The sequence below is a fragment of the Deinococcus radiotolerans genome, from assembly GCF_014647435.1.
In the GTDB taxonomy this organism is placed as follows: Bacteria; Deinococcota; Deinococci; order Deinococcales; family Deinococcaceae; genus Deinococcus; species Deinococcus radiotolerans.
On the sequence record NZ_BMPE01000001.1, the window covers coordinates 654,168 to 681,157 of the forward strand.

General features: G+C 69.3%; 20 protein-coding genes. 9 read left to right on the forward strand and 11 right to left on the reverse strand.

All coding sequences use genetic code 11. From position 1 onward, the window contains the following. Positions 1–15: 15 nt before the first annotated feature. The 4 genes from IEY63_RS03150 to IEY63_RS03165 form a co-directional block, all read right to left on the reverse strand. Complete coding sequence (locus IEY63_RS03150) at positions 16–717, reverse strand: DUF2259 domain-containing protein (protein WP_189067484.1); 702 nt, start codon at positions 715–717, stop codon at positions 16–18. Between the two features lie 41 nt (positions 718–758). Next, complete coding sequence (locus tag IEY63_RS03155; RefSeq protein ID WP_189067485.1) at positions 759–2,129, reverse strand: sugar ABC transporter permease; 1,371 nt, start codon at positions 2,127–2,129, stop codon at positions 759–761. Then, positions 2,126–3,520 (reverse strand): ABC transporter permease subunit, encoded by a 1,395-nt coding sequence (locus IEY63_RS03160; protein WP_189067486.1) that lies wholly within the window; start codon positions 3,518–3,520, stop codon positions 2,126–2,128. Before IEY63_RS03160 ends, IEY63_RS03155 begins: the two co-directional genes overlap by 4 nt. A 213-nt stretch (positions 3,521–3,733) precedes the next feature. After that, entirely contained in the window at positions 3,734–4,915 is a 1,182-nt protein-coding gene (locus IEY63_RS03165; protein ID WP_189067487.1) for a sugar ABC transporter substrate-binding protein, read from the reverse strand. A 551-nt stretch (positions 4,916–5,466) separates the two neighbouring features. Between IEY63_RS03165 and IEY63_RS03170 the strand changes: the two genes are divergently transcribed. The 3 genes from IEY63_RS03170 (at position 5,467) to IEY63_RS03180 (ending at position 8,799) form a co-directional block, all read left to right on the forward strand. After that, entirely contained in the window at positions 5,467–6,708 is a 1,242-nt protein-coding gene (locus IEY63_RS03170; RefSeq protein WP_189067488.1) for an MFS transporter, read from the forward strand. A gap of 116 nt (positions 6,709–6,824) precedes the next feature. Beyond that, positions 6,825–8,105 carry an RsmB/NOP family class I SAM-dependent RNA methyltransferase gene (locus tag IEY63_RS03175; protein WP_189067489.1) on the forward strand — a complete coding sequence of 427 codons (1,281 nt, stop codon included), beginning with the start codon at positions 6,825–6,827 and terminating at the stop codon, positions 8,103–8,105. 22 nt (positions 8,106–8,127) lie between these two features. After that, positions 8,128–8,799 (forward strand): hypothetical protein, encoded by a 672-nt coding sequence (locus IEY63_RS03180; protein WP_189067490.1) that lies wholly within the window; start codon positions 8,128–8,130, stop codon positions 8,797–8,799. Positions 8,800–8,992: 193 nt separating this feature from the next. Here the strand turns inward: IEY63_RS03180 and deoD are convergent, their stop codons facing one another. After that, entirely contained in the window at positions 8,993–9,700 is a 708-nt protein-coding gene (gene deoD / locus IEY63_RS03185; protein ID WP_189067491.1) for a purine-nucleoside phosphorylase, read from the reverse strand. Positions 9,701–9,750: 50 nt separating this feature from the next. Then, positions 9,751–10,935: an alanyl-tRNA editing protein gene (locus IEY63_RS03190; protein ID WP_189067492.1), complete on the reverse strand. Its 1,185-nt coding sequence runs from the start codon at positions 10,933–10,935 to the stop codon at positions 9,751–9,753. Positions 10,936–11,074: 139 nt separating this feature from the next. Between IEY63_RS03190 and IEY63_RS03195 the strand changes: the two genes are divergently transcribed. Then, positions 11,075–11,281, forward strand: coding sequence for a hypothetical protein (locus tag IEY63_RS03195; RefSeq protein ID WP_189067493.1), 207 nt, complete (start codon positions 11,075–11,077; stop codon positions 11,279–11,281). 97 nt (positions 11,282–11,378) lie between these two features. Here the strand turns inward: IEY63_RS03195 and IEY63_RS03200 are convergent, their stop codons facing one another. From IEY63_RS03200 to IEY63_RS03210, 3 genes are all read right to left on the reverse strand, one after another. Further along, positions 11,379–13,487, reverse strand: coding sequence for an MDR family MFS transporter (locus tag IEY63_RS03200; RefSeq protein ID WP_189067494.1), 2,109 nt, complete (start codon positions 13,485–13,487; stop codon positions 11,379–11,381). Next, positions 13,484–13,990, reverse strand: a complete 507-nt coding sequence (locus IEY63_RS03205; protein ID WP_189067495.1) for a MarR family winged helix-turn-helix transcriptional regulator — start codon at positions 13,988–13,990, stop codon at positions 13,484–13,486. The genes IEY63_RS03200 and IEY63_RS03205 overlap by 4 nt, the downstream gene beginning before the upstream one ends. 219 nt (positions 13,991–14,209) lie before the next feature. Beyond that, complete coding sequence (locus tag IEY63_RS03210) at positions 14,210–15,367, reverse strand: aminotransferase class V-fold PLP-dependent enzyme (protein ID WP_189067496.1); 1,158 nt, start codon at positions 15,365–15,367, stop codon at positions 14,210–14,212. Positions 15,368–15,491: 124 nt separating this feature from the next. Here IEY63_RS03210 and IEY63_RS03215 point away from each other — a divergent pair, with 124 nt between their 5' ends. Then, positions 15,492–16,385 (forward strand): CAP domain-containing protein, encoded by an 894-nt coding sequence (locus IEY63_RS03215; RefSeq protein WP_189067497.1) that lies wholly within the window; start codon positions 15,492–15,494, stop codon positions 16,383–16,385. 95 nt (positions 16,386–16,480) lie between these two features. Further along, on the forward strand, positions 16,481–17,821 hold the full coding sequence (locus IEY63_RS03220) for an FAD-dependent oxidoreductase (RefSeq protein ID WP_189067498.1): 1,341 nt from the start codon (positions 16,481–16,483) through the stop codon (positions 17,819–17,821). Between the two features lie 50 nt (positions 17,822–17,871). On the opposite strand, the gene serA is transcribed toward IEY63_RS03220, so the two are convergent. Then, complete coding sequence (gene serA / locus IEY63_RS03225) at positions 17,872–19,500, reverse strand: phosphoglycerate dehydrogenase (RefSeq protein ID WP_189067499.1); 1,629 nt, start codon at positions 19,498–19,500, stop codon at positions 17,872–17,874. A 172-nt stretch (positions 19,501–19,672) separates the two neighbouring features. On the opposite strand from serA, the gene IEY63_RS03230 reads away from it, so the two are divergent. From IEY63_RS03230 to IEY63_RS03240, 3 genes are all read left to right on the forward strand, one after another. Continuing rightward, positions 19,673–20,926 (forward strand): Nramp family divalent metal transporter, encoded by a 1,254-nt coding sequence (locus IEY63_RS03230; RefSeq protein WP_189068041.1) that lies wholly within the window; start codon positions 19,673–19,675, stop codon positions 20,924–20,926. Between the two features lie 296 nt (positions 20,927–21,222). After that, positions 21,223–22,626 (forward strand): GGDEF domain-containing response regulator, encoded by a 1,404-nt coding sequence (locus tag IEY63_RS03235; protein WP_189067500.1) that lies wholly within the window; start codon positions 21,223–21,225, stop codon positions 22,624–22,626. After that, positions 22,623–24,920 (forward strand): PAS domain-containing sensor histidine kinase, encoded by a 2,298-nt coding sequence (locus tag IEY63_RS03240; RefSeq protein WP_189067501.1) that lies wholly within the window; start codon positions 22,623–22,625, stop codon positions 24,918–24,920. The genes IEY63_RS03235 and IEY63_RS03240 overlap by 4 nt, the downstream gene beginning before the upstream one ends. A gap of 81 nt (positions 24,921–25,001) precedes the next feature. Here the strand turns inward: IEY63_RS03240 and cpdB are convergent, their stop codons facing one another. Continuing rightward, positions 25,002–26,927 (reverse strand): 2',3'-cyclic-nucleotide 2'-phosphodiesterase, encoded by a 1,926-nt coding sequence (gene cpdB / locus IEY63_RS03245; protein WP_189068042.1) that lies wholly within the window; start codon positions 26,925–26,927, stop codon positions 25,002–25,004. Positions 26,928–26,990: the final 63 nt, after the last annotated feature.

The window sequence follows — 26,990 nt, forward strand, 5'->3', positions numbered from 1 at the left end:
GCACCTATTAACTTTCTACCTGAGGCGCGTAGCGACGAACACTGGCATGGCGTCCGGGCCCTCGAAGCCGGGGGTCAGGGCGCGCAGGGTGAAGAGGGCGCGGTTGCCCTGGACGTCTACCCGCTCTAGCGTGTAGCGGGTGGCGCAGGCGCGCGCAGCGGGCAGGGTGCGGTCACGCCAGACCTCCTGACCATTCACGGTCAGCCGGACTCCAGCCGGGCTCTCGCCGGGAGGGAGCATCTCCGGGTACGGGCAGCGTCCGGGCAGACGCACCACGTCCAGCTGCACCGGGACGCGGCGCGACCACAGGGGCACGGCGGTCACCTGACGCTGCCCGGCCCGCATGCCGTCCTGCCAGCGGGGGTAGGGCGCCGGGTCCGCCCGCTGGTAACGCGGTGTGGACAGCGGGCGCGTGGTGAACGGCGCGACCGCGGCGCGCGTGGCGGGCGTGGTCAGCAGGGCGTTTAGCACCCCCATCGGATGGGCGTCGGCGGTGCGGGCCGCCTGGTACGTGACGCGCCCGGTGCGGGTGTCCAGCACGGTCACCTGCGCATGCCCGAAGCCGCTGCCGTCGCGTTCGCCGGTCACGACGGTCATCACCTGCGCGCCGTCCGCGCTGAAACGCACCTGCGTGACGGGCAGGCGTTCGTTCGCTCCGGCCAGACCGGTCAGGCTCAGGCCACCCAGGGCCATCAGAAGCGGGAGGAGTCGGCGCATACGTGCACCGTACTCCTCCCGCGCCTGCGGCGTGAAGGGCGTTACTCCTTGACGCCCCCGGCGACGGCGCCGCCCACGAAGAAGTTCTGGAAGCCGTAGAACAGGCCCACAATGGGCAGGGCTCCCAGCGTGGCGGCGGCGGCGAACACGCCCCACTTGGTGCTGAACTGGCCGCTGGTGAACGAGCGCAGCATCACGCCGACCGTCCAGTGCTCCACGCCGGTCATCAGGATGCTGGCCAGGATGAACTCGGCGTACGTGCCGATGAACTGGTTCAGGAAGATGAACACCAGCATCCCGCGCGACAGGGGCAGCACGACGCGCGTGAAGGTCTGCCAGCGGGTCGCGCCGTCCACCATCGCCGCTTCCTCCAGGGACTCGGGGAGGCTTTCCACGTAGCCCTTGAAGATCCAGGTGTTGAAGGCGATCGCGCCGCCGGAGTACGCCAGGATCAGCCCGGCGAAGGTGTTGCCCAGGCCCAGGTCGGTCAGGAGTTTGAACACGGCGACCAGGGCCAGGAACACCGGGAACATCTGGATGAAGATGAAGAACAGCAGCATCTGGAAGCGGCCGGGGAAGCGCAGGCGCGCCATGGCGTACCCGGCGGTGGTGGACAGCAGGATGGCCAGCACGCCGGTCAAGCCGGAGACGAGCAGGGTGTTACGCACGGAGAGCAGGAACTTGCTCTCGTTGCTGCCGCCCGTGAACTGCGCCGGCCCCATGAAGATGACCAGCACGGCCAGCGCCGCCACGAGGATCCGCAGGCCCCAGGCGCGAACGTTCGCCAGCGCGTCAGTGTCGCGCCCGACCTTGCTGATGATCAGCGAGATCAGCACGCCAGCCAACGCCGCGCCGCCGATCACAGCGAGCAGCAGCTGCCACGCGGGCACGGTGACGCCCTCGAACAGCTTGGCGAAGTTCTCCAGGTTCAGCTGCTTCAGGTCGGGCAGCAGGCCGGTCTTGTAGAAGATGTTCGGGTTCCCGAAGTCCGGGAAGGCAAAGAGGCTGTTGCGCGGGTCGAACGCGGCGATCAGCACGTAGAACAGCGGGTAGATGGCGATCAGCACGACCAGCATCAGGAACAGGTGGGTCAGCTGGTCACCCAGCACGGCGGCGTAGCTGATGCGGCGGCCCGTGCGGGCCATGCCGATCCGCTGCCCCAGCAGGCTGGTCAGGGCCAGCACGCCGCTGGCGGCCACCAGGAACAGCAGGAAGCGCACCCAGCCGCGGTCCACGTAGAAGATCGAGAAGCTCTTCTGCTTGTCCTTGAGGCTGTCCACCAGCGCGTAGCCCAGCCAGCCGAGCAGCGCCAGGATGGCCACGCCGATAATCCAGGGCAGCGCCTTCTGAATGGCGGAGGGTTCGCGGTGCACGTACCCGCCGGGCGGGAGGTCGCGGGGGGCGGTGGTCATTTGCGGGCCTCCTCGAACACGCCGGCAGCTTTGAAGTTCACGATGCTGATGGCCAGGGTCAGGAAGAAGATGATCAGCGCGATGGCGCTGGCCAGCGCGAAGTTCTGCCCGCCGGCCGACACGAACGCGGTGTTGTACCCCCACGAGAGCAGGATGTCCGTGCTCTGCGCGGTGCTCTCGCGTCCTTCCTGGGCGGGACCCCCGGCCGTGAGCAGGTAGATGATCCCGAAGTTGTTGAAGTTGAACGCGAAGCCTGACAGCAGGATCGGCGTGAACGAGTTGCGCAGCAGCGGCAGGGTGATCCCGGTGATCTGCTGCCAGCGGCTGGCGCCGTCAATCTCGGCCGCCTCGTACAGGTCGTCGTTGATGGTGCTCAGGGCGCTGATGGTGGCGGTCATCATGTACGGGAAGCCCAGCCACAGGTTCACCATGAGGATGCTGACCTTCGCCCACAGCGGGTCATTCAGCCAGGGAATCGCCACGATGCCCAGCAGGCCCAGGGTCTTGTTGACGATTCCGAACTGCTGGTTGAACAGCGCGACCCACATCTGCACGCTGATGACGGTGGGAATCGCCCACGGCAGGAACAGCAGCGTGCGGTAGACGTTGCGGCCCTTGAGGCGTTTGTTGTACAGCAGGATGCCCAGGATCAGGCCCGCCAGGGCGTTCAGGACGATGGTGCTGAAGGCGAACGTGACCGTCCAGAGGAACACGGGCCACAGGGCGCGGCTGGCCTTGCTGAAGATCTCCTGGAAGTTCGCTAGGCCCACGTAGCTGATGCGGTTGATGCGGGTGGCCTGCGTGACCTTCACGGCGGCCGGCGCGGGGGCGGCCAGCGTGAAGGTCCTGTCCTGCGCGGAGGCGACCTTCACGCGGTAGGGCACGCTGGCGTCCTCGTCGTACAGGACCATGGTGGCCCCGGCGCAGTTCGTGGCGCTGCAGTTCAGGTAGGCCTGCGCGGTGCTGTCCAGGCCGGGCAGCGTGACCTGCGTGCGGTCGGCGTTGAGGGTCGCGTCCTGCCGGGCGGCGCTGTCGGGGTTGCCGCTGTTCTGGCCGCTGTAGTTGGTGAAGGCGTAGTTCACGGTGAGCACGACGGGCAGCACCGTGAAGGCCAGGATGAACACCAGGGCGGGCAGCAGGTAGAACCAGTTTGTGAGCCACGGGAAGGTGCGCAGGGTGAGTGGCGCGAGGATCACCAGGGCCAGCAGGGTCCAGACGAGCAGCAGGTAGGCGGGCGCGCCGGGAATGACCTGCGCGGTTACGGAGGCCAGAAGCCAGCCGATCAGGACGGAGGCGCCCAGCAGGGCCGCGAGAATCAGGATGGCCGTGAGGATGCCGCGGGTGCCCTGTGGGGGCACGGCGCGGGTGCGGGGTGAGGCGAGGGCTGTCATTGGGGTCCGTGGCCTCCAGTCAGGTGGGGTGCGGGCCGCTGGGCGCGGCGGGCAGCGGGGATCATCAGGTTCGGGTCAGCTTCCGGGCTGGACCGCGCGGGGTACACAGGCAGAGACGCGGGGGACGGCCGCCCTGATGGGCGGGTCCCTCCGCGTCGAGTCTGGCCCGGTTGGGGCGAGGTTGTGGTCATGCTCGCCCCACCTCCGGTTGGTTTACTTGATGCCGCTGTTGATTTCCTGGACGGCCTTGTCGAGGATCTGGCCGTAGTTCTGGTTGGCCTTCTGGACGCTCTGCGCGATGGCGTTGCTCCAGGGGCCCCACACGGCGCCCATCTGGGGCACGTTGGGCATGGGGGTGCCCATGCTGATGGTCTTGCCGAAGCCCTGCACGACGGGGTCGGCCTTCAGCTTGGTGCGGGCGCTGAGGCTGGCGGGGATGCGGCCGCCGGCCTTGTTGAACGCAACCTGCGCGTCAGAGGAGCTGATCTGCTTGGCGAACTGCGCAGCGACCGTCTTGTTCTTGCTGTAGGCGTTGAGCATGGTGCCCTGCACGCCCACGAAGGGGCTCCACTTGCCGGTCGCGCCGGGAGGGGTGGGGAAGGCGGTGATGCCGTAGTTGATGCCGGCCTTCTTGATGTCGCCCATGTCCCAGGGGCCGGTGAGGAACATCGCCAGGCGGCCCTGCACGAACGCGCTCTTGGCAGCGTCGCCGTTCACGCCTTCGGGCACGAGGTTGTACTTGTAGCGCAGGTCGTTCAGGAACGCGCTGGCCTTGTCGGCGCCGGCGTTGGCGAGGCCCACGTCCTTGACGTTCAGGGTACCGCCGTTGTTCTTGAAGACGTAGCCGCCGTAGGCGCTGATGATGCCGTACTGCATGTAGGCGTTGCTCAGGTCAGCGAGGTAGCCGAACTTGCCACTGCCGGTGTTCTTCTGCGCGGCGGCCAGGAACGCACTCCAGGTGGTGGGGGCGCTGGGGACCAGGGCCTTGTTGTACACGACGGCGACTGCTTCGGCGAACATGGGGATGCCAAACAGCTTGCCCTGGTAGGTCATGGCGTTCAGGGCGGTCTTGTCCAGGTCGGTGCGGCTGGTGACGTACTTGTCCATGGGCTCGATCACGCCGGCGGCGGCCAGCTGGCCGAGGCGGTCGTGCGGCTGGGTGGTCATCAGGTCGGGGCCCTGGCCCTTGGGGGCGCTCTGGATGAACTTGTCGGTCATCTCGCCGAAGGGCACGCTGACGACGTTCACGGTGTTGCCGGTCTTCGCCTTGAAGTCGGCGGCCTGGCTGCGCAGCCACGCGAGTTCGCTGTCGCCGAAGTGGGTCCACACGGTGATGGTGGCGGCGCTGGCCTGGCCGAGCAGGGCAAGGGAGAGAACAGTCAGAGCTTTTTTCATATGTCTCCTTGATGGGCGCGACTGTGAATCGCTTCCATTTCGAGGGATCGGTTCTGGTTCCATCGGCCTTCCACGGCAGGGAGGCTCCCGGGGTGTGCGCAGCTGAGCGTCCGCGCCTCGTGATTCTTCTGGTTGCTCGCCCAACAGTATAAGGCGAAAGTGGTGCCTTGACAATGGGGTGACAACGACAATTTCCCCGTCCCAGTCAGGAAGAAATCAGTTCTTCCCCGGGCATGACGGCCCGGGGCAGCATTCTGTCGGCTGGATGAACAAAATGGAAACTGGAAGCGGTTCACAGAATCCTAACCTTCGCACTGAGCCTTTGAACATCCCCCGATGAGTCCATCCCGACTGGAATCCATGGAAGCGGGTTAGACAGACCGCGCCCGCAAGGTTGGCGGAAGCGGGCTTCCGGGATCGGCTTATGAATCGCCCCTCGTCGCTCGGCGCATTTGTTCGCCGCCACACCCAATGCGCGCGGTCTCCACCACTGCACCACTTGCCGTTCTGTCCTGACCGAGCGGTCAGGGTGCAGGCGTATACTGCGCGGCATGTCGTCCGCCGCCCCCTCGCCCGCTCCGGCCGCGCCCGGGCGCACCAAACTGATCCTCTTCCTGACGATCTTCATCGCCATGCTGGGCCTGAGTGTCCTCTTCCCCATCATCGCCCCACTGGGCCGGGAACTGGGCCTGACCGAAACGCAGACCGGCTGGTTCTCCACCGGGTACTCCCTGATGCAGTTCATTTTCTCGCCCATCTGGGGGGGCCGCAGCGAACGCGTGGGCCGCAAACCCATCCTGCTGATGGGCCTCGTGGGCTTCTCCCTCAGTTTCGGTCTGTTCGGCGTACTCGCCCAGGCGGGCCTGAACGGCGCCCTGGGCGGCACCCTGCTGTTCGGCCTGCTCGTCGCCTCGCGCGTGCTGGGCGGCATGCTGTCCAGCGCCACGCTGCCCACCGCGCAGGCCATGATGGCCGACCTCAGCAGCGCCAAGGACCGCGCCGCCAGCCTCGGCCTGATCGGCGCGGCGTTCGGACTGGGCGTCGTGTTCGGCCCGGCCATCGGCGCCGCCCTGAGCGGCATCAGCCTGACCGCCCCGGTGTTCTTCAGCGCCGCGCTGGGCCTGATCACCGCGCTCGTCGCGTGGCGCACCCTGCCCGAAACCCGCCAGAGCGGCGCGAAACCCGCCGCGAAAGGCAGCCGGCGCGCGCTGCTCGCACAGCCCACCGTGCTGCTGCTGCTGGCCATCAGCGCCCTGTCCACCCTGGCCAGCGTGGGCATGGAACAGACCATCGGCTTCTACGTGCAGGACACCCTGCGCCTCACGCCCGAGGGGGCCGCGCGCACCGTGGGCATCATGCTGACGCTGTTCGGCTTCGTGGCCGCGCTCGTGCAGGGCGGCGCCATCCGGCCACTGGCGAAGAAGCTGCCCACCACGCCCCTGGTCACCGCTGGCCTGCTGATCATGGGCGCCGGCATGCTGCTGGTGCCCACCGCGCACGCCTTCTGGCCCATCACGCTGGCCCTGGCGGTCGTGGGCGTGGGCAGCGCCATCCTGAGCCCCAGCCTCAGCGCGGGCCTGAGCCTCTCGGCCGGAGAGGACCTCCAGGGCACCATGGCCGGCCTGAACAGCAGCGCCCTGGCCCTGGGCCGCATGACCGGCCCGCTGCTCAGCACCGGGTTGTACCAGACGGTCAGTCACGCCGCGCCCTACGTCCTGAGCGGCAGCGTCCTGCTGGCCCTGCTGGCAGTCGTGCTGCTGATCCGCCCGAAGGTGCAGCCCGCCGCCGCGTAACGCGGCGCTGTGAAGGGCGGGCTGATCCTGTGGGGGTCAGCCCGCCGCTGCACCCAGGCCAGCGTGCCGGGCGTGTAGCCTTGGACGTCCTGCCGGGCCGCGCGTACACTGCCCGGATGACTGATGCACGCCGCCCCCGCACCGCCCGCGACCGACCCGACCCATTCAACCCGGCCCGCGAGGTCGCCGTGCGGGTGCTGCTGCGCGTGATCGACGCCGACGCCTTCGCAGCGCCCGCCCTGGACGCCGCGCTGCAGGAGGCCCGATTGCCCGCGCGTGACGCGGGACTGGCCACGCACGTCGTGTACGGCGCGCTGCGGCACGCGCCCAGCCTGACCCGCGCGCTCGACGCGCGCCTGACCGGCGACACGCACCCAAAGACCCGCGCGGTCCTGCTGGCCGGGGCATTCGAGCGGCTGTTCCTGGGCACCCCGCCGCACGCGGTGGTCAGCGAGTACGTGAACCTCGCGCGCGGCGCGCGCCTGGCGCCCCCCGGTCTGGTGAACGCCGTGCTGCGCCGCCTGGAGAGCCTGAGCCCTGCGGAGGAGATCCCCGATGAGATGCCCGCGTGGCTGGCGGACGTGTACCGCCGCGCGTACGGCGAGCAGGCGCAGGCGGTGCTGGCGAACCTGCTGGAGCCGCAACCCCTGTGGCTGAGCCTCAGCGACGCGGGCGTCCGCGCCCTGGAAGACGAGGGGAGCGTCCTGGACGGGGGCGTGCAGGGCGTGGACCGCGTAGCCCTGGACCGCCCGCTGAGGCAGACCGCCGCGTTCCAGCAGGGGCAGGCGCAGCCGATCAACCCGGCCAGCCTCGCCTGCGTGGACGCCCTGGGCGACGTGACGGGCGAGCGCGTGCTGGACTTGGCGGGCGGCGCGGGCGTGAAGGCCGCGATGCTCGCCACGCGCGGCGCGCAGGTGACCAGCGTGGACGTTGTGGCCCGCAAGCACGACCTCGCCCGCGCAAACCTGAAGCGCCTGGGCCTGAACGCGCAGTTCATCACGCACGACCTGACCCAGCCGCTGGCCGCAGAGCCCGCGCGCGCCGTGCTGCTGGACGCCCCCTGCACCGGCAGCGGCACCCTGCGCAGCCACCCGGAGATCAAGCTGCGCCTCACGCCGGACGCCGTGCAGGGCATGGCGGCTCTTCAGGCGCGGATGCTGCCGAACGCCGCCGCGCTGGTGCGGCCCGGCGGGACGCTGGTGTACTCGGTGTGTTCCGTCACGCCGCAGGAAGGGCCGGAAGTCGTGCAGGCGTTCCTGGACGCGCACCCGGAGTTCAGCGCGCAGCCGGTCCCGAATCTGGAGGTGCCGCACGTGCCCGCCGGGCCGGGCGTCCTGACCGTACCGGTGGACGGCGTGGACGGGTTCTTCATCGCGCGCCTCCAACGCCGCGCCTGAACGGTCAGGGTAGGCTGCGCGCATGCGCCTCTTCCCTGCCCTGACCCTGACCGCGCTGCTTGCCAACCTGCCGCTTGCATCGGCGCAGACACCCCCGAACTGCGCCCTGGCCAACGCCGTGGACAGCGGCAGCTACGCCACCCTGACGATCACGGTATGGTCGGAAGCGGACGAGGACAACGCCGCTGCAAACTGGGCCGACTGCCGCGCCTCGGCGCTGCGCCGCACCCTGACCGGCCAGCCGAACCTCAGCGCACGCATGGACGGCCTGCGCCGACAGGTGCAGCAGATGCGGGCTCTGGAAGGTCAGTTCGCGGGCATCCGCGCGGGGGGTGGCACGCTGTACTCGCACGCCATTCCCCGCGCCTTTCCGTACCTGGAAGAGCAACTGGCGAGCCTCGCGGCGCTGGCCAGCACCAGCCTGGGCGCGCAGACTGGACAGGGGTACGTGACGCTGATCGCGCAGGCGCGCAGGGAACACGCAGCTTACGTGGCGACGCTGAGGGCATACAAGCCCGCGCCGGACGAGACCTACACGCTGTACAGCGCGGCCGAATGGAAAACCCTGGTGAACCGCTACGAGGCGCTGGGCCGCGCGGTCATGGGGACACTGGGCAGCCGGGGCGACGCGGCCACCGTGCTGGGCTACACCCTGCTGAACACCACCCTGTTTCCTGCCGACGGCGACTATTAAGCCGGACACAGCCGCAGCGGGTGGGTCCAGGGGCCCAACACGGCCACTGAACGTGCGGATTGCAGGCGGATCATGGGCTCACCTGAGACGGAGGGGCGCGGCGGTCGGAGGCCGGCAGTTTCCAGCCCAGACGGGGGTATGAGAATGACAGTGTCCGGGCCGCGCAAGGCGGCCCGGGCACTGGGTGTGGGGGTTACTGGCTGAGCGCGGCGTCGAGGGCAATCTCGATCATGGCGTTGAAGGTCAGCTGGCGTTCCTCGGCGGTGGTTTCCTCGCGGGTGACGAGGTGGTCGCTGATGGTCAGGACGGTCAGGGCCTTCACGCCGTGCTTGGCGGCCAGGGTGTACAGCCCAGCGGCTTCCATCTCGACGGCGAGCACGCCGTAGTCCGCCCAGATTTTGTACTGGTCGAAATCGTCGTGGTAGAAGGTGTCGCTGCTCATGATGTTGCCGACGTGCGTGGCGTGGCCGCGTTCACGCGCGATCTGGTAGGCGCGCATCAGCAGGTCGAAGTCGGCAATCGGGGCGTAGTTCTTCGCGCCGAAGCGGATGTTGTTGATGTTGCTGTCGGTGCAGGCGGCCTGAGCGAGGACGATGTCGCGGACGTGCACGTCCGCCTGGTAGCTGCCGGCGGTGCCGACGCGGATGAGGTTCTTGCAGCCGTACTCGGTGATGAGTTCACTGACGTAGATCATGGAGCTGGCGATGCCCATGCCGGTGCCCTGCACGCTGACCTTCTGGCCTTTGTACGTGCCGGTGTAGCCGTGCATGCCGCGCACGGTGTTGTGCAGCACGGGGTCGGTCAGGAAGGTCTCGGCGATGTGCTTGGCGCGCAGGGGGTCGCCGGGCAGCAGGACGGTTTCGGCGATCTGGCCGGGTTGTGCGTTCAGGTGGATACTCATGACCCCTGAGCCTATCAAGTTCCGGCGCGGGTGTGAACGAGCGGGTGCGGTCAGGCCGGCATGAGGCTGGCGCGGACAGCCCGGGTGAAGGCGGGCACGTCTGGGGTGCTGCCCTGCGCGAGTTCGGGGCGTCCGCCGCCCTTGCCGCCACTCTCGGTCAGCGCGGCGCGCAGCAGGGTGCCGGCGTTCACGTCCGGGTGCGCGCTGCCAATGCCCACGCGGCCGGTCTCCGTGACGGCCGTGACCACCTCACCGGGCTGAAGGTCAGTCAGGGCCGCCTGGAGTCCGGCCGGGTCGGTCAGGGTCACGACGCGCAGACGGACCGTGCCGTGCGTTTCGGCGGGGGTCGAGTCCCGCTGCGTGCGGGCCAGGGTGGCGTGCAGGGCGTCCAGCTGCGCGGCCAGCGCGGCGCGCTCGGCAGTCAGGGCCTCGACCCGTTCGGGCAGGCGCTCGACCGGCACGCTGAAGCCCTGCGCGAGGCGGCGGGCGTCCGCGTATACGCCGCTCAGGTAGGTACCGGCTTCCTCGCCGGCCATGAAGGTCACGCGAGTCACGCCGCCCTTGATGCGCTCGGTACGCAGGATCACGACCGGGGCGGCCATGCTGGCGCGCGGGACGTGCGTGCCGCCGCAGGCGCTCACGTCAAAGGGCGTGCCGTCCGCCTGGCGGTAGATGACCAGTCGAGTGTCGCCGCGCACCTTCGATTGGCGCCGCAGGGGGTGCCGGGGCAGGTCCTGTTCGGGGACGACGGGGGTGTCCAGGGTCAGGTCGCCTCGGCCGAGCATTTCGCGCAGGAGCTGCTCGGCCGCGCGCACGTGCGACTCGGCCGGGTCGCCGTTCAGGTCGATGGTGCATTCGGGCGCGTTCATGTTCACGGCCACCACCTCGAACACCGGGTTCACCTGCACGAACGCCTGGGCCAGCAGGTGCTCGGCGCTGTGGCGCTGCATGTGCCGCCAGCGGCGGTCGGCGTCCACCTCGCCGCGCACGGTGTCGCCCACGGGGGGCGCGGCGCCGTCCAGCGTGTGCCAGATCAGGCCGCTGGTCTTGTCGCGGCGGCTGCCAGTCACGCGCGCCTCACCGCCGTCCCAGCGCAGCGTGCCCGTGTCGGCCGCCTGACCGCCCGCATCGGGGTACAGGGCGGTGGCGTCCAGCGCGACCTCCTGGCCCTGCGCGTGCGTGACGGTGCCGGTGAACGTGAACAGGGTGCTGTCGTAGTACAGAGGGCGGGTCATGCCGCCCAGGGTAGCGCCACCAGCGCGGGCCGCCCGCCGTGAGGGCCGATTCACGACGCGCTTACCCGTACGGCGGGCCCGCCCCCTACACTGGGCGGTCCAGCCGGAGGCCCACGGGCGTCCGGCAATGGGAGGAGTCATGTCGCGGTCTGGAGTGTTGATGCTGGGGACGGTGGCGGCCATTGCCGCGCTGTTCGCGCTGGGGGGCGCCCTGGAGTGGCCCACACCGCCTGTGCTGGGCGGGGCGGTGGCCCTGCTCCTGCTGGGGGTGACGCTGGCCGTGACGTGGCGGCGGCGCGCCGAGCAGGCGCCCACTGAGACATCTGCGCGTCCGCCCGGACGCTGACCGTCTACAGCGCAGCGCCCCCGCCTGACTGGCTGGGGCGCTGCGTTGTGCCTGGGGGTTGTGCCTGGGGAGGGCGGTGCCGCCTCCCCGGACCGCTTCAGATTTCCACGTGGGCGGGCTGGGCGCGTTCACCCTTGGCGCGGCGGGGAATTTCCAGGTTCGGCATCATCAGGGTCGCCAGGAAGGCGAGCGCGGCGACCAGGATCGAGTAGCGGTAGATCGAGCTGATGGTGTCCGCGAACGCGACCTTGGACGCGCGGGCGCTGGCGAGCGTGATCTTCTCGCCGTCGTTCACGCCGCTGAGGGCGCCGCTCAGGGCCTGCTGGGTGGCCTGCTGCTCAGCCTGGGCTTCACCCTGGTCGAGGCCCTGCTTGATGCCGCTCAGGATCTGCGTGCGGGCCTGCGGGCTGGCCAGGGCAGGCGCGGGGATCTTCGCGAGGTTGTCACGCAGCGCCTGCGGCAGCTGGGTGTTGCCCGCCAGGGCCTGCACCTGCGCGGCGTCGCCACTGTTCACGGCCTGCTCGATGGTCGCGTAGGTCTGCGCGAAGCTGGCCTTCACCTGGGCGGGCACGCCGCCCTCGGGGATGCCGGTCAGCTGCGTGCGGGCGGCCTCGGGCAGGGCCTTGATGAACTTGTCGTTCTTCACGGCCGCCAGGGCCTGCTGGTCGCCGGTCTGAATGGCCCTGGTGAGGTTCTCGCGCAGCGTGGCGAAGCGCGCCTTGACGTCCTCGGGCTTCTCGGGGGTGGCGTTGCGGTCCCCCTTGGGGGCGTTGCCGCTCTTGATGTCGTCGCTGATCTTCTGCAGTTGCGTGGCGACGGTGCCCTGGTTGCTGGCGGCCTGCGCGGCGAACTGCGTGGCGAGGTTGCTGCTCACCCCGGCGGTCAGGATCGCGCCGAAGATGGCGGTGCCGATGGTGCTGCCCATCTGCTGGAAGAACTGCCCGGCGCTGGTGGCCACGCCGATTTCCCAGGGTTTCACGGACAGTTGCAGGGCGGTGGTGTACAGCGGCAGGGCGGGGCCCAGGCCCAGGCCCAGCAGGACCATGCGGATCACGACGCTGCCGTAGCTGCTGTCGGCGTTCAGGGTGCTCAGGGTGAAGAAGCCCAGTCCGGCGGTGATCAGGCCGACCAGCATCAGAGGTTTGTAGCGGCCCATGCGGCTGGCGATCTGGCCGCTGCCGATCGCGCCGATGATCAGGCCGACCGTGAGGGGAATGGTGGCCGTGCCGGCCTTGGTGGCGCTGACGCCCTGCACCTGCACGAGGTACAGGCTGAGGAACAGGATCGCGCCCAGGAAGCCGGCGCCGATCATGAAGCGCGCCAGGGCGCCCCAGGCGAAGGTGGGGTTCTTGAACAGCGTTAGGGGCAGGATGGGGCTCTCGTGGCGGCTCTCGACGAACAGGAACGCGATCAGGCTCACGGCGCTCAGGCCGAACAGGCCCATGATCTCGGGGCTGGTCCAGGCGTAGTTCCCGTCGGCGCCCCAGGTGAGGGCCAGCAGCAGCGGCACGGCGAACACCATGATCAACATGGCACCCAGCCAGTCCACCTTCGCTTTCAGGCCGCTGGCGAGTCGGGGCATCTTGCTGGCAATGAACGCCAGGGCGATCACGCCGATGGGCAGGTTCACGTAGAACACCCAGCGCCAGGACACCTGGTCGGTCAGGAAGCCGCCCAGCAGCGGGCCGATGACGCTGCTCAGGCCGAACACGGCGCCGAACAGGCCCTGGTAGCGGGGGCGGTCCACGGGTTCGAACAGGTCGGCGATGATCGCGAAGGCCACTGAGCCGAGCGCGGCGGCGCCGACGCCCTGAAGGCCGCGGAACACGACGAGCTGCATCATGCCGCCGCCGAAGAGGTTCCCCAGGAAGGGTTCACCCGCGAGGCCGCACAGGGCGCTGCCGAGCAGGAAGATCACGATGCCGATCATCAGGATGGGTTTGCGGCCGTACAGGTCCGAGAGCTTCCCGTAGATGGGCACCAGGGCGGTGTTGGTGAGCAGGTAGGCGGTGGTGACCCAGGAGTACAGGCTCAGGCCGTTGAGTTCCTGCGTGATGCGCGGCATGGCGGTGGACACGATGGTCTGGTCCAGCGCGCTGAGGAACAGGCCCAGCAGCACGCCCAGCAGGATCAGGCGTTTGGTGGGCAGGTCGAGGGTCTTGGCGTAGTCGATACGCCCTTCGGGTTCGGCGGTGTGTGCGCTCATGGGTGCTCCTGGCAGGAGTAGAGGGGTTCCAGTTCGTCCAGCACGTGCTGGAGGTGGTGGGTGGCAGCCTGGATGGTGCTCAGTTGCAGGTTCTGGAAGGTGGTGATGTACGCGCCGACGAATTCGCTGTCCATGCGGCCCACGATGGCCCGGCCGTCATCGGTGATGTCCACGAGTTTCTCGCGGCGGTTGTCGGGGTTCTCGGTACGCTGCGCCAGGCCGCGTTTCACGAGGCGTTCCACGAGGTGGCTGGCGGCGGGAACGCTCAGGCGGGTCAGTTCGCTGAGCTGCGTGACCGTGATAGGCGCGCGGGCGCGCAGCTGGTGCAGGGCGGTGATCTGCGAGAAGCTCAGGTCGCGCTCGAGCAGTTCGTCCTGCATGCCGCGCATCACTCGGCTGCTGATCAGTCGGTGCAGGCGTTTCATAGTCTTGCCGAACTGCTCGGCCGCCTGGGTCAGTTCCGGGCTGGCAGTTTCCGGGGGGGGCGGGTCAGGAGGAGTCATACTTCCAATCTTGCAACAGTCTCATAGCCAAGAAAGTATGACACCTCGCACCATTTCATGCATAGATGGATCGGCCTAGTCCCTGGACTCGACCAGATGGTCCTTCTCAGGGAAGCGGTTCGGGAACCCACACGCCCCCAGGGCAGTACAGACCCCACGTGCCAGTCGCTCTACACAGCAACCGGCACGTGGGGTCTGCTCAGGCGCTCACTGCGCTGCTCAGCGCAGGGCGTTCCAGGCGGCCTGCACGGCCACGCCGCGTTCAAAGCGCACGCCCAGGGCGCTGAAGGCGTCCTCCAGAATCCCGGCGATGGCCAGCGCGTCGTAGCGGTCCGCGTAGCCCATGGTGCTCACGCGGAACACCGTGTCCTCGTGCGGGGCCTGACCGGGCAGGGCGCGCTGGCCCATGGCGGCCAGCTGCGCCGCCACCTGCCGTCCCGTGACGCCCGAGGGCGGCGTGAGCACCGCCACGGCCGGGCTGGTGCGCGGCGCCCAGGCGGGGGCGCCCAGGGCAGTCCCGGCGGCGATCAGGGCGTCGGTCTTGCGGCGCTGCTCGGCCCACAGCACCTCCAGCGGCACGCTGAGCAGCCGGTCCAGCGCGGTGCTCAGCGCGTAGATCAGGTTGATGGCCGGAGTCTGCGGGGTGTTCCCGGCCTTCTGCCCGGCCAGTTCGCGGGTCATGTCCAGGTAGAAGCCGCGCTCCGGGTTCTGAATCATGCGGGCCTGCACCTCGGGGCTGAACAGCACGAAACCCAGGCCGGGGGGCGTGGCGGTGCCCTTCTGACTGCCGGACACGATGACGTCCACACCCCACGCGGCGGGGCGCAGCTCCGCCACGCCGTAGGACGTGATGCCGTCCGCGATGATGATCAGGTCCGGGTTCTGCGCCTTCGCGGCCCGCGCGATGGCTTCCAGGTCGTGCAGGGCGCCGGTGCTGGTCTCGCTGTGCGTGATGAGCAGGGTGTGCGCGCCTCGCGCGGCGTCCGCGACCTCCTGCGGGTCGAGGACCTCACCCCAGGGTTTTGACACGAGACTGGCGTCGTACCCGAAGCGGCGGGCCATCTCGCCCCAGCGTTCGCTGAACTTCCCGGCCTGCGCGTTGACGACTTTCGCGCCGCCGGGCGTGGTGCTGACCAGCGCGCCCTCGAACGCGCCGGTGCCGCTGCTGGTGGTGATGACCGCGTCGTAGGGGTCGCCCAGCAGCCGGGTGAGTTTCTCGCGGGCTTCCATCAGTTTGGCGATCCCGGCCTGCGCGCGGTGGTGCATCTGCGGCTGCGCCAGTTCGGCCAGCACGTTCGGCGCGACCTCGACCGGGCCGGGCGCGATCAGGCGTTCGCGGTTCAGGGGCGTGAAGTCCGGGCGGGCGGCATCGGTCATGCCCAGCATCTTAGGCTGCCTGCCCGGCCGCCCGTGGCGCCCCTGTTCAACCCTGCCGCTCCTGCACCCCTTGAGCCCAGCTGACTGTGAGAAAAATGTAGGGGTTTCATGATGAGATGAGGGCATGCGTTCCGCCTTGCATCTGACCCTGCTGACCCTGAGCCTCGGGCTGAGCGGCGCCAGTGCCGCGCAGACCCCCAGCGTTCCGTACGGCACGCCCGCCCCCCTCACCCTGCCCGGCGGGCAGCCGGTCGCCGTAGACGCCCTGGTGGACCGCGCCGATCTCTTTGACCTGCTGGTGCAGGCCGACTTCAGATCCTGCGGGCAGACCGCGTACCGCGATCCCGTCCTGGACGCCGTGGCCGCCCGCGTGGCGCGGGGCTTCTCCCTGAAGACCGAACTGCTCAGCGCCCGGGTGCGGGCCCAGAAGGCCAACCAGTTCGTCCTGCCGAAACTCGGCCGGGCGCCCGCCGTCGTGCAGGCCCTGGCCAACCAGTGCGCGCTGCGCGTGGGCTTCACCCGCTACGGAGTGGCCGTGCAGGACGGCCGCGCCGCGCTGGTCAGCGTGAAGCCCGCCCAGATCGAGGCGGACGATCCCCGCGCGTGGATGCTGCACTTCCTGGACCTGACCAACGAGGCCCGCCGTCAGGGTCAGCGCTGCGGGGATGACCTGTTCCGCAGCGCCCCGCCGCTGCGCTGGAACGAGCAGCTGGCCGCGTCCGCGCAGACGCACCTGAATGACCTGATCCGCCTGAACTTCCGCGGGCACGTGAATCCCGAGACGGGCAGCACCCCGCCCGACCGGGCCCGCGCGGCCGGGTACCCGAGCGGGACCGTCGGGGAGAACGCCGCGTACGACTCCACCACGCCCGAGGACGCCCTGCAGAGCCTGCTGGACAGTCCCGGTCACTGCCGCATCCTGATGAATCCCGACTGGCGGGACTTTGGCGCTGCAATGGGCAACGGCACCCCCGAGACGGTGTTCTCCACGTACTGGGTGCAGGACTTCGGCCGCTGACGTGCGGGGGGCGCCGGCCGCCCCCGGGCCTGGGTACCCCGGTGCATGAAGGTGCGCGGAAGTCACGCGGCCGGGCGCCCGCTCTAGGCTGCGGCATGCGAATCGTGATCGTGGGGGGCGTGGCGGCCGGCATGAGTGCCGCGAGCCGGGCCCGTCGTTTCAATCCGGACGCCCAGATCGTGGTGTTCGAGCGGGGAGAACAGATCAGTTACGGCGCGTGCGGGCTGCCGTACGTGATCGGCGGTGAGGTCGAGGATTTCGACCGGTTGATCGCGCGCACGCCCGAGCAGATGCGCGCGCGCGGCATCGGCGTGCGCCTGCGACACGACGTGACCGGCGTGGACGCGGCGGCCGCGACGATCACCGTGACCGACCGCGCCACCGGGCAGTCCTGCACGGAACCGTACGACCGGCTCCTCCTGGCGACCGGGGTCTCCCCCGTCCGGCCCGACTGGGCGGTCACGCCGCTGGGGGGCGTGCATGTCCTGCGCGACATTCCCGACGGTGAGGCGCTGGACGCCAGCGTGCGGGGCGCGAAACGGGCCTGCATCGTGGGCGGCGGGTACATCGGGCTGGAACTGGCCGAGGCCATGAGCGCGCGCGGCCTGAGCGTCGTCATGCTGGAAAAGGGTCCGGAGGTGGCGGGCCGCACGCTGGATCTGGGCTACCAGCGCCGCGTGCGCGCCGAACTGGAACGCCACGGCGTGGACGTCCGCTGCGGCGTGACCGTGCAGGGCCTGACCGGGAAGGAGCGCGTGAGTGGCGTGCAGACCGACCGCGGCCTGGTCCGCGCCGATCTGGTGGTCGTGGCGGTGGGCGTGAAACCGAACGTGGCGCTGGCCAAGGCGGCGGGCGCCCGGCTGGGCCGCACCGGCGCGGTCGCGGTGAACGCCCGGCAGGAGACCAGCGTGCCCGGCGTGTTCAGCGCCGGGGACAACACCGAGAGTGTGCACCGCGTCACGCGCCGGCGGGTGCACATCCCGCTGGGCCTGACCGCCAACCGCATGGGCCGCATTGCCGGGGTGAACATGGCGGGCGGCGAGGCGCGCTTTCCCGGCGTGGTGGGCACCGGAATCTTCAAGACCTTCGATCTGGGCGTGGCCCGCACCGGCCTGACGCAGACCGACGCCGACGCGCTGGGCCTGAACGCAGTGAGTGTGGACGTCAGCAGCACCGATCACGCCGGGTACCACCGCACGAGCCGCCCCATTCACGTCCGCCTGACCGCCGAGAAGGGCACGGGGCGGCTGCTGGGCGCGCAGCTGGTCGGCGAGAACCACCTCAGCGTGAAGCGGGTGGATGTCGTGGCGGCCCTGCTGGGAGAGCGGGCGACCGCGCAGGACCTCTTCGACGCGGACCTCGCGTACGCCCCGCCGTTCAGTGGCGTGTGGGACGTGCTGCTGGTGGCCGCCGACCGGCTCCACCGGCAGGTGTAGGGGCGCGGCCCGCTGGCGTAGCAACCAGCGGGCCGCGCCGGGTCAGGCGCTTACGCCCGGACGAGGTAGGCGCTGTCAATGACGTCCAGCGCCCGCACCTGTTCAAGCTGCTCGGCGGTCAGGGTGTCGTCGAGGGTCAGGGTGAACAGCGCCTGTCCGCCCTTCTCAGCGCGGCCCAGGGCCATCCCGGCGATGTTCACGCCCCAGCTGCCCAGCAGGGTGCTCAGCTGCGCCACGGCGCCGGGTTTGTCCTGGTTGCTGGCGATCAGGATGACACCCTCGGGTTCCAGTTCCACGCGGTAGTCGCGCAGGCGGGTCAGGCGGGGGTTGCGGCCGAAGACGGTGCCGCCCACGGTGCGGGTGCGTTCCTTCTCGCCGCGCCCGCCGGCCGTGACCTTCACGATCACTTCCGTCTGGTAGTCGGGGCTGTCCTGTTCCTCGCGGATGGCGATGTTCACGCCGCGTTCCCTGGCCAGCGCGCGGGCGTTGATCATGTTGGGCGTCTCGTCGGTGCGGCCGCTCAGGTAGCCCACGAGGACACTCGTGACGACCGGGGCGGGGTCGGCGGGGAACTCGCCGCGGAAGGTCACCTCGACGTCGTGCGCGCCGGGCAGCAGCTGCGCGAGGATGCGGCCCAGCTTCTCCCCGAGTTTCAGGTAGCCGCCCAGCGCTTCGAGGGTCTTGGCGTCCAGGGCGGGGGCGTTCACGGCGCCCTTGCTGACGTCGCCGTGCAGGGCGTCCAGGACGCGGGAGACGATCTCCGCACCGACGCGTTCCTGCGCCTCGAAGGTGTTCGCGCCCAGGTGCGCGGTGATGCCCAGGTTCGGGGCGCCCAGGAAGATGTGGTCCGGGGCGGGGGGTTCATCCACGAACACGTCCACCCCGGCGGCGAACAGGTGGCCGCTGTGCAGGGCGTCCACCAGGGCCTGCTCGTCGATGATGCCGCCGCGCGCGGCGTTCACGGCGATGGCGCCCTTCTTCAGGCGGGCGAGCTGCTCGGCGCCGATCATGCCGCGCGTCTCGTCGGTCAGGGGCGTGTGGACGGTGATGGCGTCCACCTGCGCGAGCAGGTCGTCCAGGGTCGCGGCGCGCGTGACGCCCAGGCGCTCGAACTTGCTGTCCGGCACGTAGGGATCGAAGGCGACGACGGTCATGCGCAGGCCCTGCGCGCGGTCGGCGACGATACTGCCGATGCGGCCCAGGCCCACGATGCCCAGGGTCTTGTCCTTGAGTTCCAGGCCCAGGTACTTGCGGTCCCACTGTCCGGCGCGGGTCTTGCTGTCACTGCGGGTCAGGCCGCGCGCGGCGGCCATGAGGTGCATGACGGCCAGTTCCGCGGCGGAGACGTTGTTGCTTTCCGGGGCGTTCAGGACGAGCAGGCCGCGCAGGCTGGCGTAGTCGAGGTCGATGTTGTCCACGCCGACGCCGCCGCGTCCGATGACCTTGAGGCGGGGGCCGGCGGCGTCGATCAGTTCGCGGTCGACCTTGGTGCGGCTGCGGGTGATCAGCGCGTCGTACTCGGGCAGGCGGCGCAGGGTCTCGGCGCGGTCCATGTTGCCCTGGTAGTCGATCTGGAATCCGGCGTGGTTCAGGTCGCCGGGGTTCATCTCGTCGCAGATCAGGACGCGCAGCGGGGCGGCGTTCAACTGGTCGGCGGGGGTGGGCGCGGTGGCGGTCATGCCCCGAGGGTACGCGCCGTCCGGGCCGGGGTCGCTGATTTGGCTAGGGGGAGGGTGGGGGGTGGGAGACTGGACAATATTTTTTAGGCATGCCTAATATGAGGGCATGTCCGGTTTACCCCCCACCACCGAGGCCGCGCCGCCCACCACCGGCCGCAGCCTGGACGACCGCATGACCGCCCGCGCCGAGGCCGTCCTGGCCCGGCAGTCCCAGAAACGCGGCCTGGCCCGCATCCTGCCCTTCCTGGGCCCCGCCGTGATCGCGTCCATCGCATACATGGACCCGGGCAACTTCGCCACGAACATCCAGGGCGGCGCGCAGTTCGGGTACGCGCTGCTGTGGGTGATCCTCGCGGCGAACCTCATGGCCATGCTCATCCAGAACCTCAGCGCGAAACTGGGGATCGCCACCGGGAAGAACCTGCCCGAAACCATCCGCGAACGCTGGCCGCGCCCGGTCGTGTGGCTGTACTGGCTTCAGGCCGAGGTGGTCGCCATGGCCACCGACCTCGCGGAATTCCTGGGCGCCGCCGTGGCCATTCAGCTGCTCACCGGCCTGCCGCTCATCTGGGGCGCGAGTATCACGGCCGTCCTGACCTTCTGGCTCCTGACCATCCAGCGCCGCGGGTTCCGCCCGCTGGAACTCGTGATCGGCGGCTTCGTGGCCATCATCGGCGTGGCGTACCTGACGCAGTTCGTGCTGGCCCGCCCCGCGCTGGCCGAGCTGGGCCGCGGGTTCATTCCCAGTTTCCAGGGCGTGGACAGCGTGTACCTCGCGGTGGGCATCATCGGGGCGACCGTCATGCCACACGTGATCTACCTGCACTCGGCACTCACGCAGGGCCGCGTGCCCACCCGCAACGACGACGAGAAGGTGCGCCTGAGCCGCCTGAACCGCATCGACGTGATCGTGTCGATGGGCCTGGCGGGCCTGATCAACATGAGCATGCTGGCCGTCGCCGCCGCCACCTTCTACGGCAAGGGCGTCGAGGACGCCGGGGACCTGGAAACCGCCTACCGCACCCTGACGCCGCTGCTCGGCCCGGCCGCCGCGACCGCGTTCGCCATCGCGCTGCTCGCCAGCGGCCTGAGCAGCAGCGCGGTGGGCACCATGGCCGGGCAGGTCATCATGCAGGGCTTCGTGAACTTCAGTATCCCGCTGTGGCTGCGCCGCACGATCACCATGCTGCCCGCCTTCATCGTGATCATCCTGGGCCTGAATCCCACGGACGTGCTCGTGCTGTCGCAGGTGATCCTGTCCTTCGGGGTGCCGTTCGCACTGGTGCCGCTGCTGCTCTTCACCGCGCGCCGGGACGTGATGGGCGTCCTGACCAGCACACGCCTAGTCACCACGCTGGGCTGGCTGTTTGCCAGCATCATCATCGGCCTGAACGTGTACCTGCTGTGGGGCGCCTTCACGAGCTGACCAGCACCGGGGCCACCTGGGCCCGTTCCTGAAGACCGGTACCAAAGCATCCCTGACAGAAAACAGTATGGAACGTCGGCGGCGCGTCACGGGAAGACCAGCCGGTTCCGCGCCGCGCCGCCGACGCCCACCGGACCGGCCAAACCCGCCCCTGACGCATGAACACGGTATACGCGCATCCCTCTGAAACAGCCGGGCGCCGCGCCCGTAAAGGCTACGCGCTGCAAGAGTCGCGGAAGAAACCGCCCGGTACAGTAGGCCATGTTTCCCGAAAGAGTCTCCCGCAGGGGCCGGTCATGGCCCGCCTGAGCCAGCAGACGGCGCCCACCGGGCACACCGTGCTCGTGGTGGACGACGACGCCGATTTGAGAACCACCGTGTGCCGCCTCCTCCAGAACTGCGGGCACACCACCCTGGCCGCCGAGGGCGGCGAGCAGGCCCTGCACCTGATGCAGCAGCACGACGTGCACCTGGTCCTGCTGGACTACTTCATGCCCGGCATGAACGGCGAGGACGTCGTGCGCGAACTGCGCGCCCGCGGGCACACCACCCAGGTGGTCCTCCAGACCGGGTACGCCTCCGAACGGCCTCCCAGAACTCTGCTGCGCGACCTGGACATCCAGGGCTACCACGACAAGTCCGAGGGTCCCGACAAGCTGCTCGTGTGGGTGGACGCCGCCCTGAAAGCCCACCGGCACGTGCGGGCCATCAGCGCCTCCCGCGACGGCCTGAAATACATCCTTCAGGCGGCGCCGCAGCTGCACCGCCTTCAATCGCTGGACAGCCTGCTGCGCGGCATCCTGCTGCAACTTCAGGGCATCCTGGGCTTCTCCGGCGCCTGCGTGGCCGTCAGCGAGGACGCCCTGGCACAGGACACCAACGGCTTCGTGGCCGTCCCGCACCCGCAGGCTCAGCCGTTCGACCTGCGGGTCTCGACCGGCCGGTTCGAGGGCCAGGCGTGGCATCAGCTGGGCGGCCACGAACAGGGCGCGGTCCTGCACGCCGCCAGCAGTGGTCAGGCATGCCGCACGCCGTACATCGCGCTGCCCCTGACCATCGGGGACCGGAACGTTGGCGTGGTCCTCGTGGACAGCGCCCCGAAAGACCAGGAACTTGACCTGACCCTGCTGGAGGTGTTTGCGGCGCAGGCGGCGGTCGCCATTCAGAACGTGCAGCTGTTCGAGCTGGCCACCACGGACGAACTGACGGGCCTCATGAACCGCCGCGCGTGGCTGGCGAGGCTGGATGAGGTGCTGCACCTGGGCACCCGGCACGGGCACCCCACCAGCGTCGTCCTGATCGACGTGGACCACTTCAAGCGCGTGAATGACACCCACGGCCACCTGGCCGGGGACGCCGTGCTGCGGGAACTGGGGGCCCTGCTGAAAGACCAGATTCGCCTGACGGACGTCGCCGCGCGGTACGGCGGCGAGGAGCTGGCCATCCTGCTGCCGCACACCGACGCGGCCGGTGCCTACCGCCTCGCCGACCGCCTGCGGCAGGCCCTGATGGACCTCCGCGTGCCCTGGGGCACCGACCCGATCACCGTGACGGCCAGCATGGGCGTCACCACCGCGCCCGGGCAGGACGCGACACCCAGCCCGTACGACATGCTCGCCTCGGCCGACAAGGCGCTGTACCGCGCCAAATCACAGGGCCGCAACCGGGTGGTGGACCTGCCGGTCGGGCTGACCTCGTGACCGCGGCGGAGGACCCGGCCCTCGCCCGGCTCGCCACGCTGCTGCCGGGCGCCGTGTGGCACGCCGATCCTGCCACGCACCGCACGACGTTCATCTCGGACCGCCTGACCGACATGCTGGGCTTCACCCCGGCGCAGTGGACGGGCGAGCCGGGCTTCTGGGAATCCAGGCTGCACGCGGGCGATCAGGAGTGGGTGCAGGGCGCCCTGCGCGCCGGCATCCACAGTGGCGAGCCGTTCACGCTGGAGTACCGCCTGCTGAACGCCCGGCAGCAGGTGGTGTGGGTCCGCGACCTGATCACACCCCTGTACGAGGACGGGCGGCTGAGTGCCCTGGGCGGCATGATCCTCGACATCACCTCCGAACGGGAGAATGAGACGGCGCTGCGCACCGCGCTCGATCAGTTCGCCCGGCTGTTCAACAGCAGCCCGGTGGGCCTGGCCGTGCTGACCGCCGCGACCGGCAAGGTCCAGCGGGCCAATGCCGCGTTCCGCGCCGTGGCTGGACTGCGCACCTCGCTTCGCCCGGGCAGCCCCGGCACCGATACCCTGTGGGCCGATCCGGGCGCCGCGCACGACTTCTGGACGGCGCTCCAGGCGGGAGCCGTGCAGGAGTGGTCCGCGCAGTGGCTGGACCGCGGCCGACAGGTGCGGGAGGTCATCCTCTCCGCCGACCGGCTGAACGACGAGGGCGACACGGCGTTCATCATGATGCGGGACGTGACCACGCAGGTGCAGGCGCGCCGGGACGCCGAGGCCAAGGAGCGCCGCTTCCGGGCGATGGTCCAGCACAGCTCGGACCTGATCACCGTCCTGAGCCCCGGCGGGACCATCCTGTACGCCAGTCCGGCCGTGCAGGCCGCGCTGGGCTACAGCAGCGACGAAGCCCTGGGCCTCAACGCCCTGGATCACATGCATCCCGACGAACATGACGCCATCCGCGCCGAGTTCGCCCGCGCGGTTCTGGGCGGCCCGGGCGCCTGCGCGCGCCTGACCAGCCGCTTCATTCGCAGCACCGGCGAGTACCGCCACATGGAATGGGTCGCCACGAATCAGCTGAACGACCCGTCCATCCAGGGCATCGTCATGAACTCCCGGGACGTCACCGAGCGCGTGCGGGCCGATCAGGAGCGGCGGGAAACGCAGCAGACCTTCGAGACGCTCTTCTCCGCGTCCCCGGAGGCGACCCTGCTGGTGGACTTCGCGGACACCATGACCATCGTGGACTGCAACGAGGTGGCCGCCGCCATGCGCGGGTACCGCCGCGACGAACTGATTGGGCAGAGCACGTACCAGTCCATGCCCAACGGCGCGGAACTCCTGAACGACGTCACGGCCAACGACGCCTTCCGCGACCGCGTGCGGCAGGCCCGGCGCCTTCAGTTCGAGTCCGAACACCTACATCGCGACGGGCACGTGTACCCCGTGGAGGTCAACCTGGCGCTGGTGACCATCCGCGGGCGGGAGATGATGCTCTGCATCGAACGCGACATCAGTGAGCGGCGCGCCGCGGCCGCCGCTCTGGAAGCCAGTCAGGCGCGGCTGGTCGCCAGCGAGAAACTGGCCGGGCTGGGCCGCCTGACCGCCGGGCTCGCGCATGAGATCAACACGCCGCTGGCCGCCACCCTGACAGAACTGCACGAGGCGACGCGGCTGGTGCAGGAGTACCGCGACTCGATCGGGCACGCGCAGGTCACGGACGCCGATCACCACGAGATTGCCGGCGAGCTGAGCCGCGCCGTGGACGCCGCCCAGCGCAACCTCACCCGGATCGGGGATTTCATCCGGAAGATCCGCGGGCACACGCGGGACACCATCACGGACCGCGTGGCGTTCGACGCCGTGAAGCACGCCGAGAACACCCTGTCCATGCTGGCCCACGAGGCCCGCGCCGCCAAGGTGGACCTGCTGCTGGAACAGCCGCGCGGGCCGGTCCGCCTGCACGGCGAACCCGGCCGCCTGACGCAGATCGTCACGAACCTGGTCATCAACGCCATTCACGCCTGCCCCCCGGGCGCCACCGTCACCGTCAGGTTCGACACGCAGGACGACGGCAGCGCCGTCATGCAGGTGCAGGACACCGGCACGGGTATTCCCGATGACGTGCTGCCGCGCATCTTTGAACCGATGTTCACCACCAAACCCGTCGGGCAGGGCACCGGGCTGGGCCTGTCGATCATTCACGACATCATCAGCGGGCATTTCGGCGGGGACATTCAGGTGCGCACGTCCAGTACGGGCACCTGCTTCACCGTGACCTTCCCAGGCCGGACCGCCGACCGGCCGCCCCACTGACCGCACTTCACCCGGCGCTGCGGACCCACCGACCACAGAGCAGCCCCCAGCCGAAACTGGGGGCTGCTCTGTGGGCCGGAATCAGTACTTGATGTAGTACTCGGCGAAGCCGTCGTCGCGGGTCTTGACCAGCGTGGCGTTCGTGGGCATGTACTTCTGCGCGGTGGGGCTGCTGGTGTACAGCAGGGTCGCGCCGGGGATGGGCGTCAGTTTCCAGTTGCCGTCCGCCGTGGGGTTCACGGTCTTCTGATCGTTGAAGTACGCGATCAGGGCCTGACGGGTCTCGTCGGGGGCCTGGAGGATGATGTTCTTGCCGTTCAGGCCGGGGAACGCCCCACCGCCGGACGCGCGGTAGTTGTTCGTGGCGACCACGAACTGCTGGTTGGGGTCGATGGGTTTGCCCATGTACATCAGGTTCTTGATGCGGTGCGCGCTGGCGTCTGCCACTTCGCCCTTGCTGTTGTAGCGGTTGGGCTGGGTCACGTCAATCTCGTAGGTGACGCCGTCGATCACGTCGAAGTTGTACGTGGGGAAGCTCTCGTCCACCAGCGCCTGGGGTTCGGCCTTGCTGGGGTCGATCTGTTTGAACTGCCCGGCGCTGCGCTCCAGCCACTCCTGCACCTGCGCGCCGGTCACGAGCACGGCCTGCACGGTGTTCGGGTACACGTACAGGTCGGCGACGTTCTTGATGGCCAGCGTCCCGGCGGGAATGTCGGTGTAGTAGCTCGCGCCCGCGCGGCCCCCGGCCTTGAAGGGCGCGGCGGCGGACAGGACGGGCAGGTCCTTGTACTGCGTGCTGCTCAGGGCGGCCTTCACGTACGCGATCTGCGCGTTGCTGACCAGCTGCACGCTGGGGTCGTCCTGCGTCAGCGCCCAGTAGGAGTTGATGGGGGTGGTCAGGTCGGCGACCTTGCCGCGCACGTACGCCAGAGTGCCCTCATGCGCCTGCTTGACGGCCGCGGCGATGCGGGGGTCGGGCGTGACGAGGTTCTTCTTGGCCGTCTTGTCCCAGATGGGGCGCACGGCGGACATGGTGTCCTGGATGGTCCACTTCTGGGTCTTGCGGTCGAAGTTCAGTTTCAGGTCGATGATGCCCAGGTCGTTGCCCCAGAAGCCGGCCATGACGACGGCCTTGCCGTTGATGGTGCCCTTGGTGATGTCCGCGCCGGGGATGCTCTTGTACACCGGCCCGGGGAACTCCTGGTGACTGTGGCCGGACAGCACGACGTCCAGGCCGGGAATCTTGGTCAGTTCGGTCACGGCGTTCTCGGCGCCGGGCACGTAGTCGGCGTTGATGCCGCTGTGCGCGATGGCCACGACGATGTCCGCGCCCTTGGCTTTCATCTCGGGGATGAACTTGCGGGCGGTGTCGACCATGTCACGCGTGGTGACCTTGCCTTCCAGGTTCGTCTTGTCCCACTGCATGATCTGCGGGGGCAGCAGGCCGATCACGCCCACGTTGATGTAGTAGGGGCGGCCGTCGGTGTCGAACACCAGCTTGCGCTCGATCATGTAGGGCGTGAAGGCGTTCTTGTCGTTGTCGGGGTTGCCGTCGCCGTCATCGACGTACACGTTCGCGCTGATGTAGGGCATCGGGGCGGCGGACAGCACCTTGTTCAGGAAGGGCAGGCCGTAGTTGAACTCGTGGTTGCCGAGGTTCCCAGCGTCGTAGCCCAGCACGGCCATGGCGGCGTGCATGGGGTGACGCTGCCCCTCGGCCAGGGGGTTCACGCGGGCCACGAAGTCACCCAGGGGGTTGCCCTGGATCAGGTCGCCGTTGTCGAACAGCAGGCTGTTGCGGGCTTCCTTGCGGGCGTTCTGGATCAGCGTGGCGGTGTACTCCAGGCCGAACTCGCCGGTGGGCTTGTCCTGGTAGTAGTCGTAGCCGAGCGCGCTGGTGTGCAGGTCGGTCGTCTCGAGGATGCGCAGGTTCACGGTCTGCGCGCCAGCTGCGCCGAGCAGCAGCGCGGTCATCAGGGGAATGTGTTTCAGCACGCCCCATAGCATAGCGAAAAGCGTCATGGGGATATCGGCCCGCCCCCTCATTTCTGGGGTGGCCAGGCTACGTGT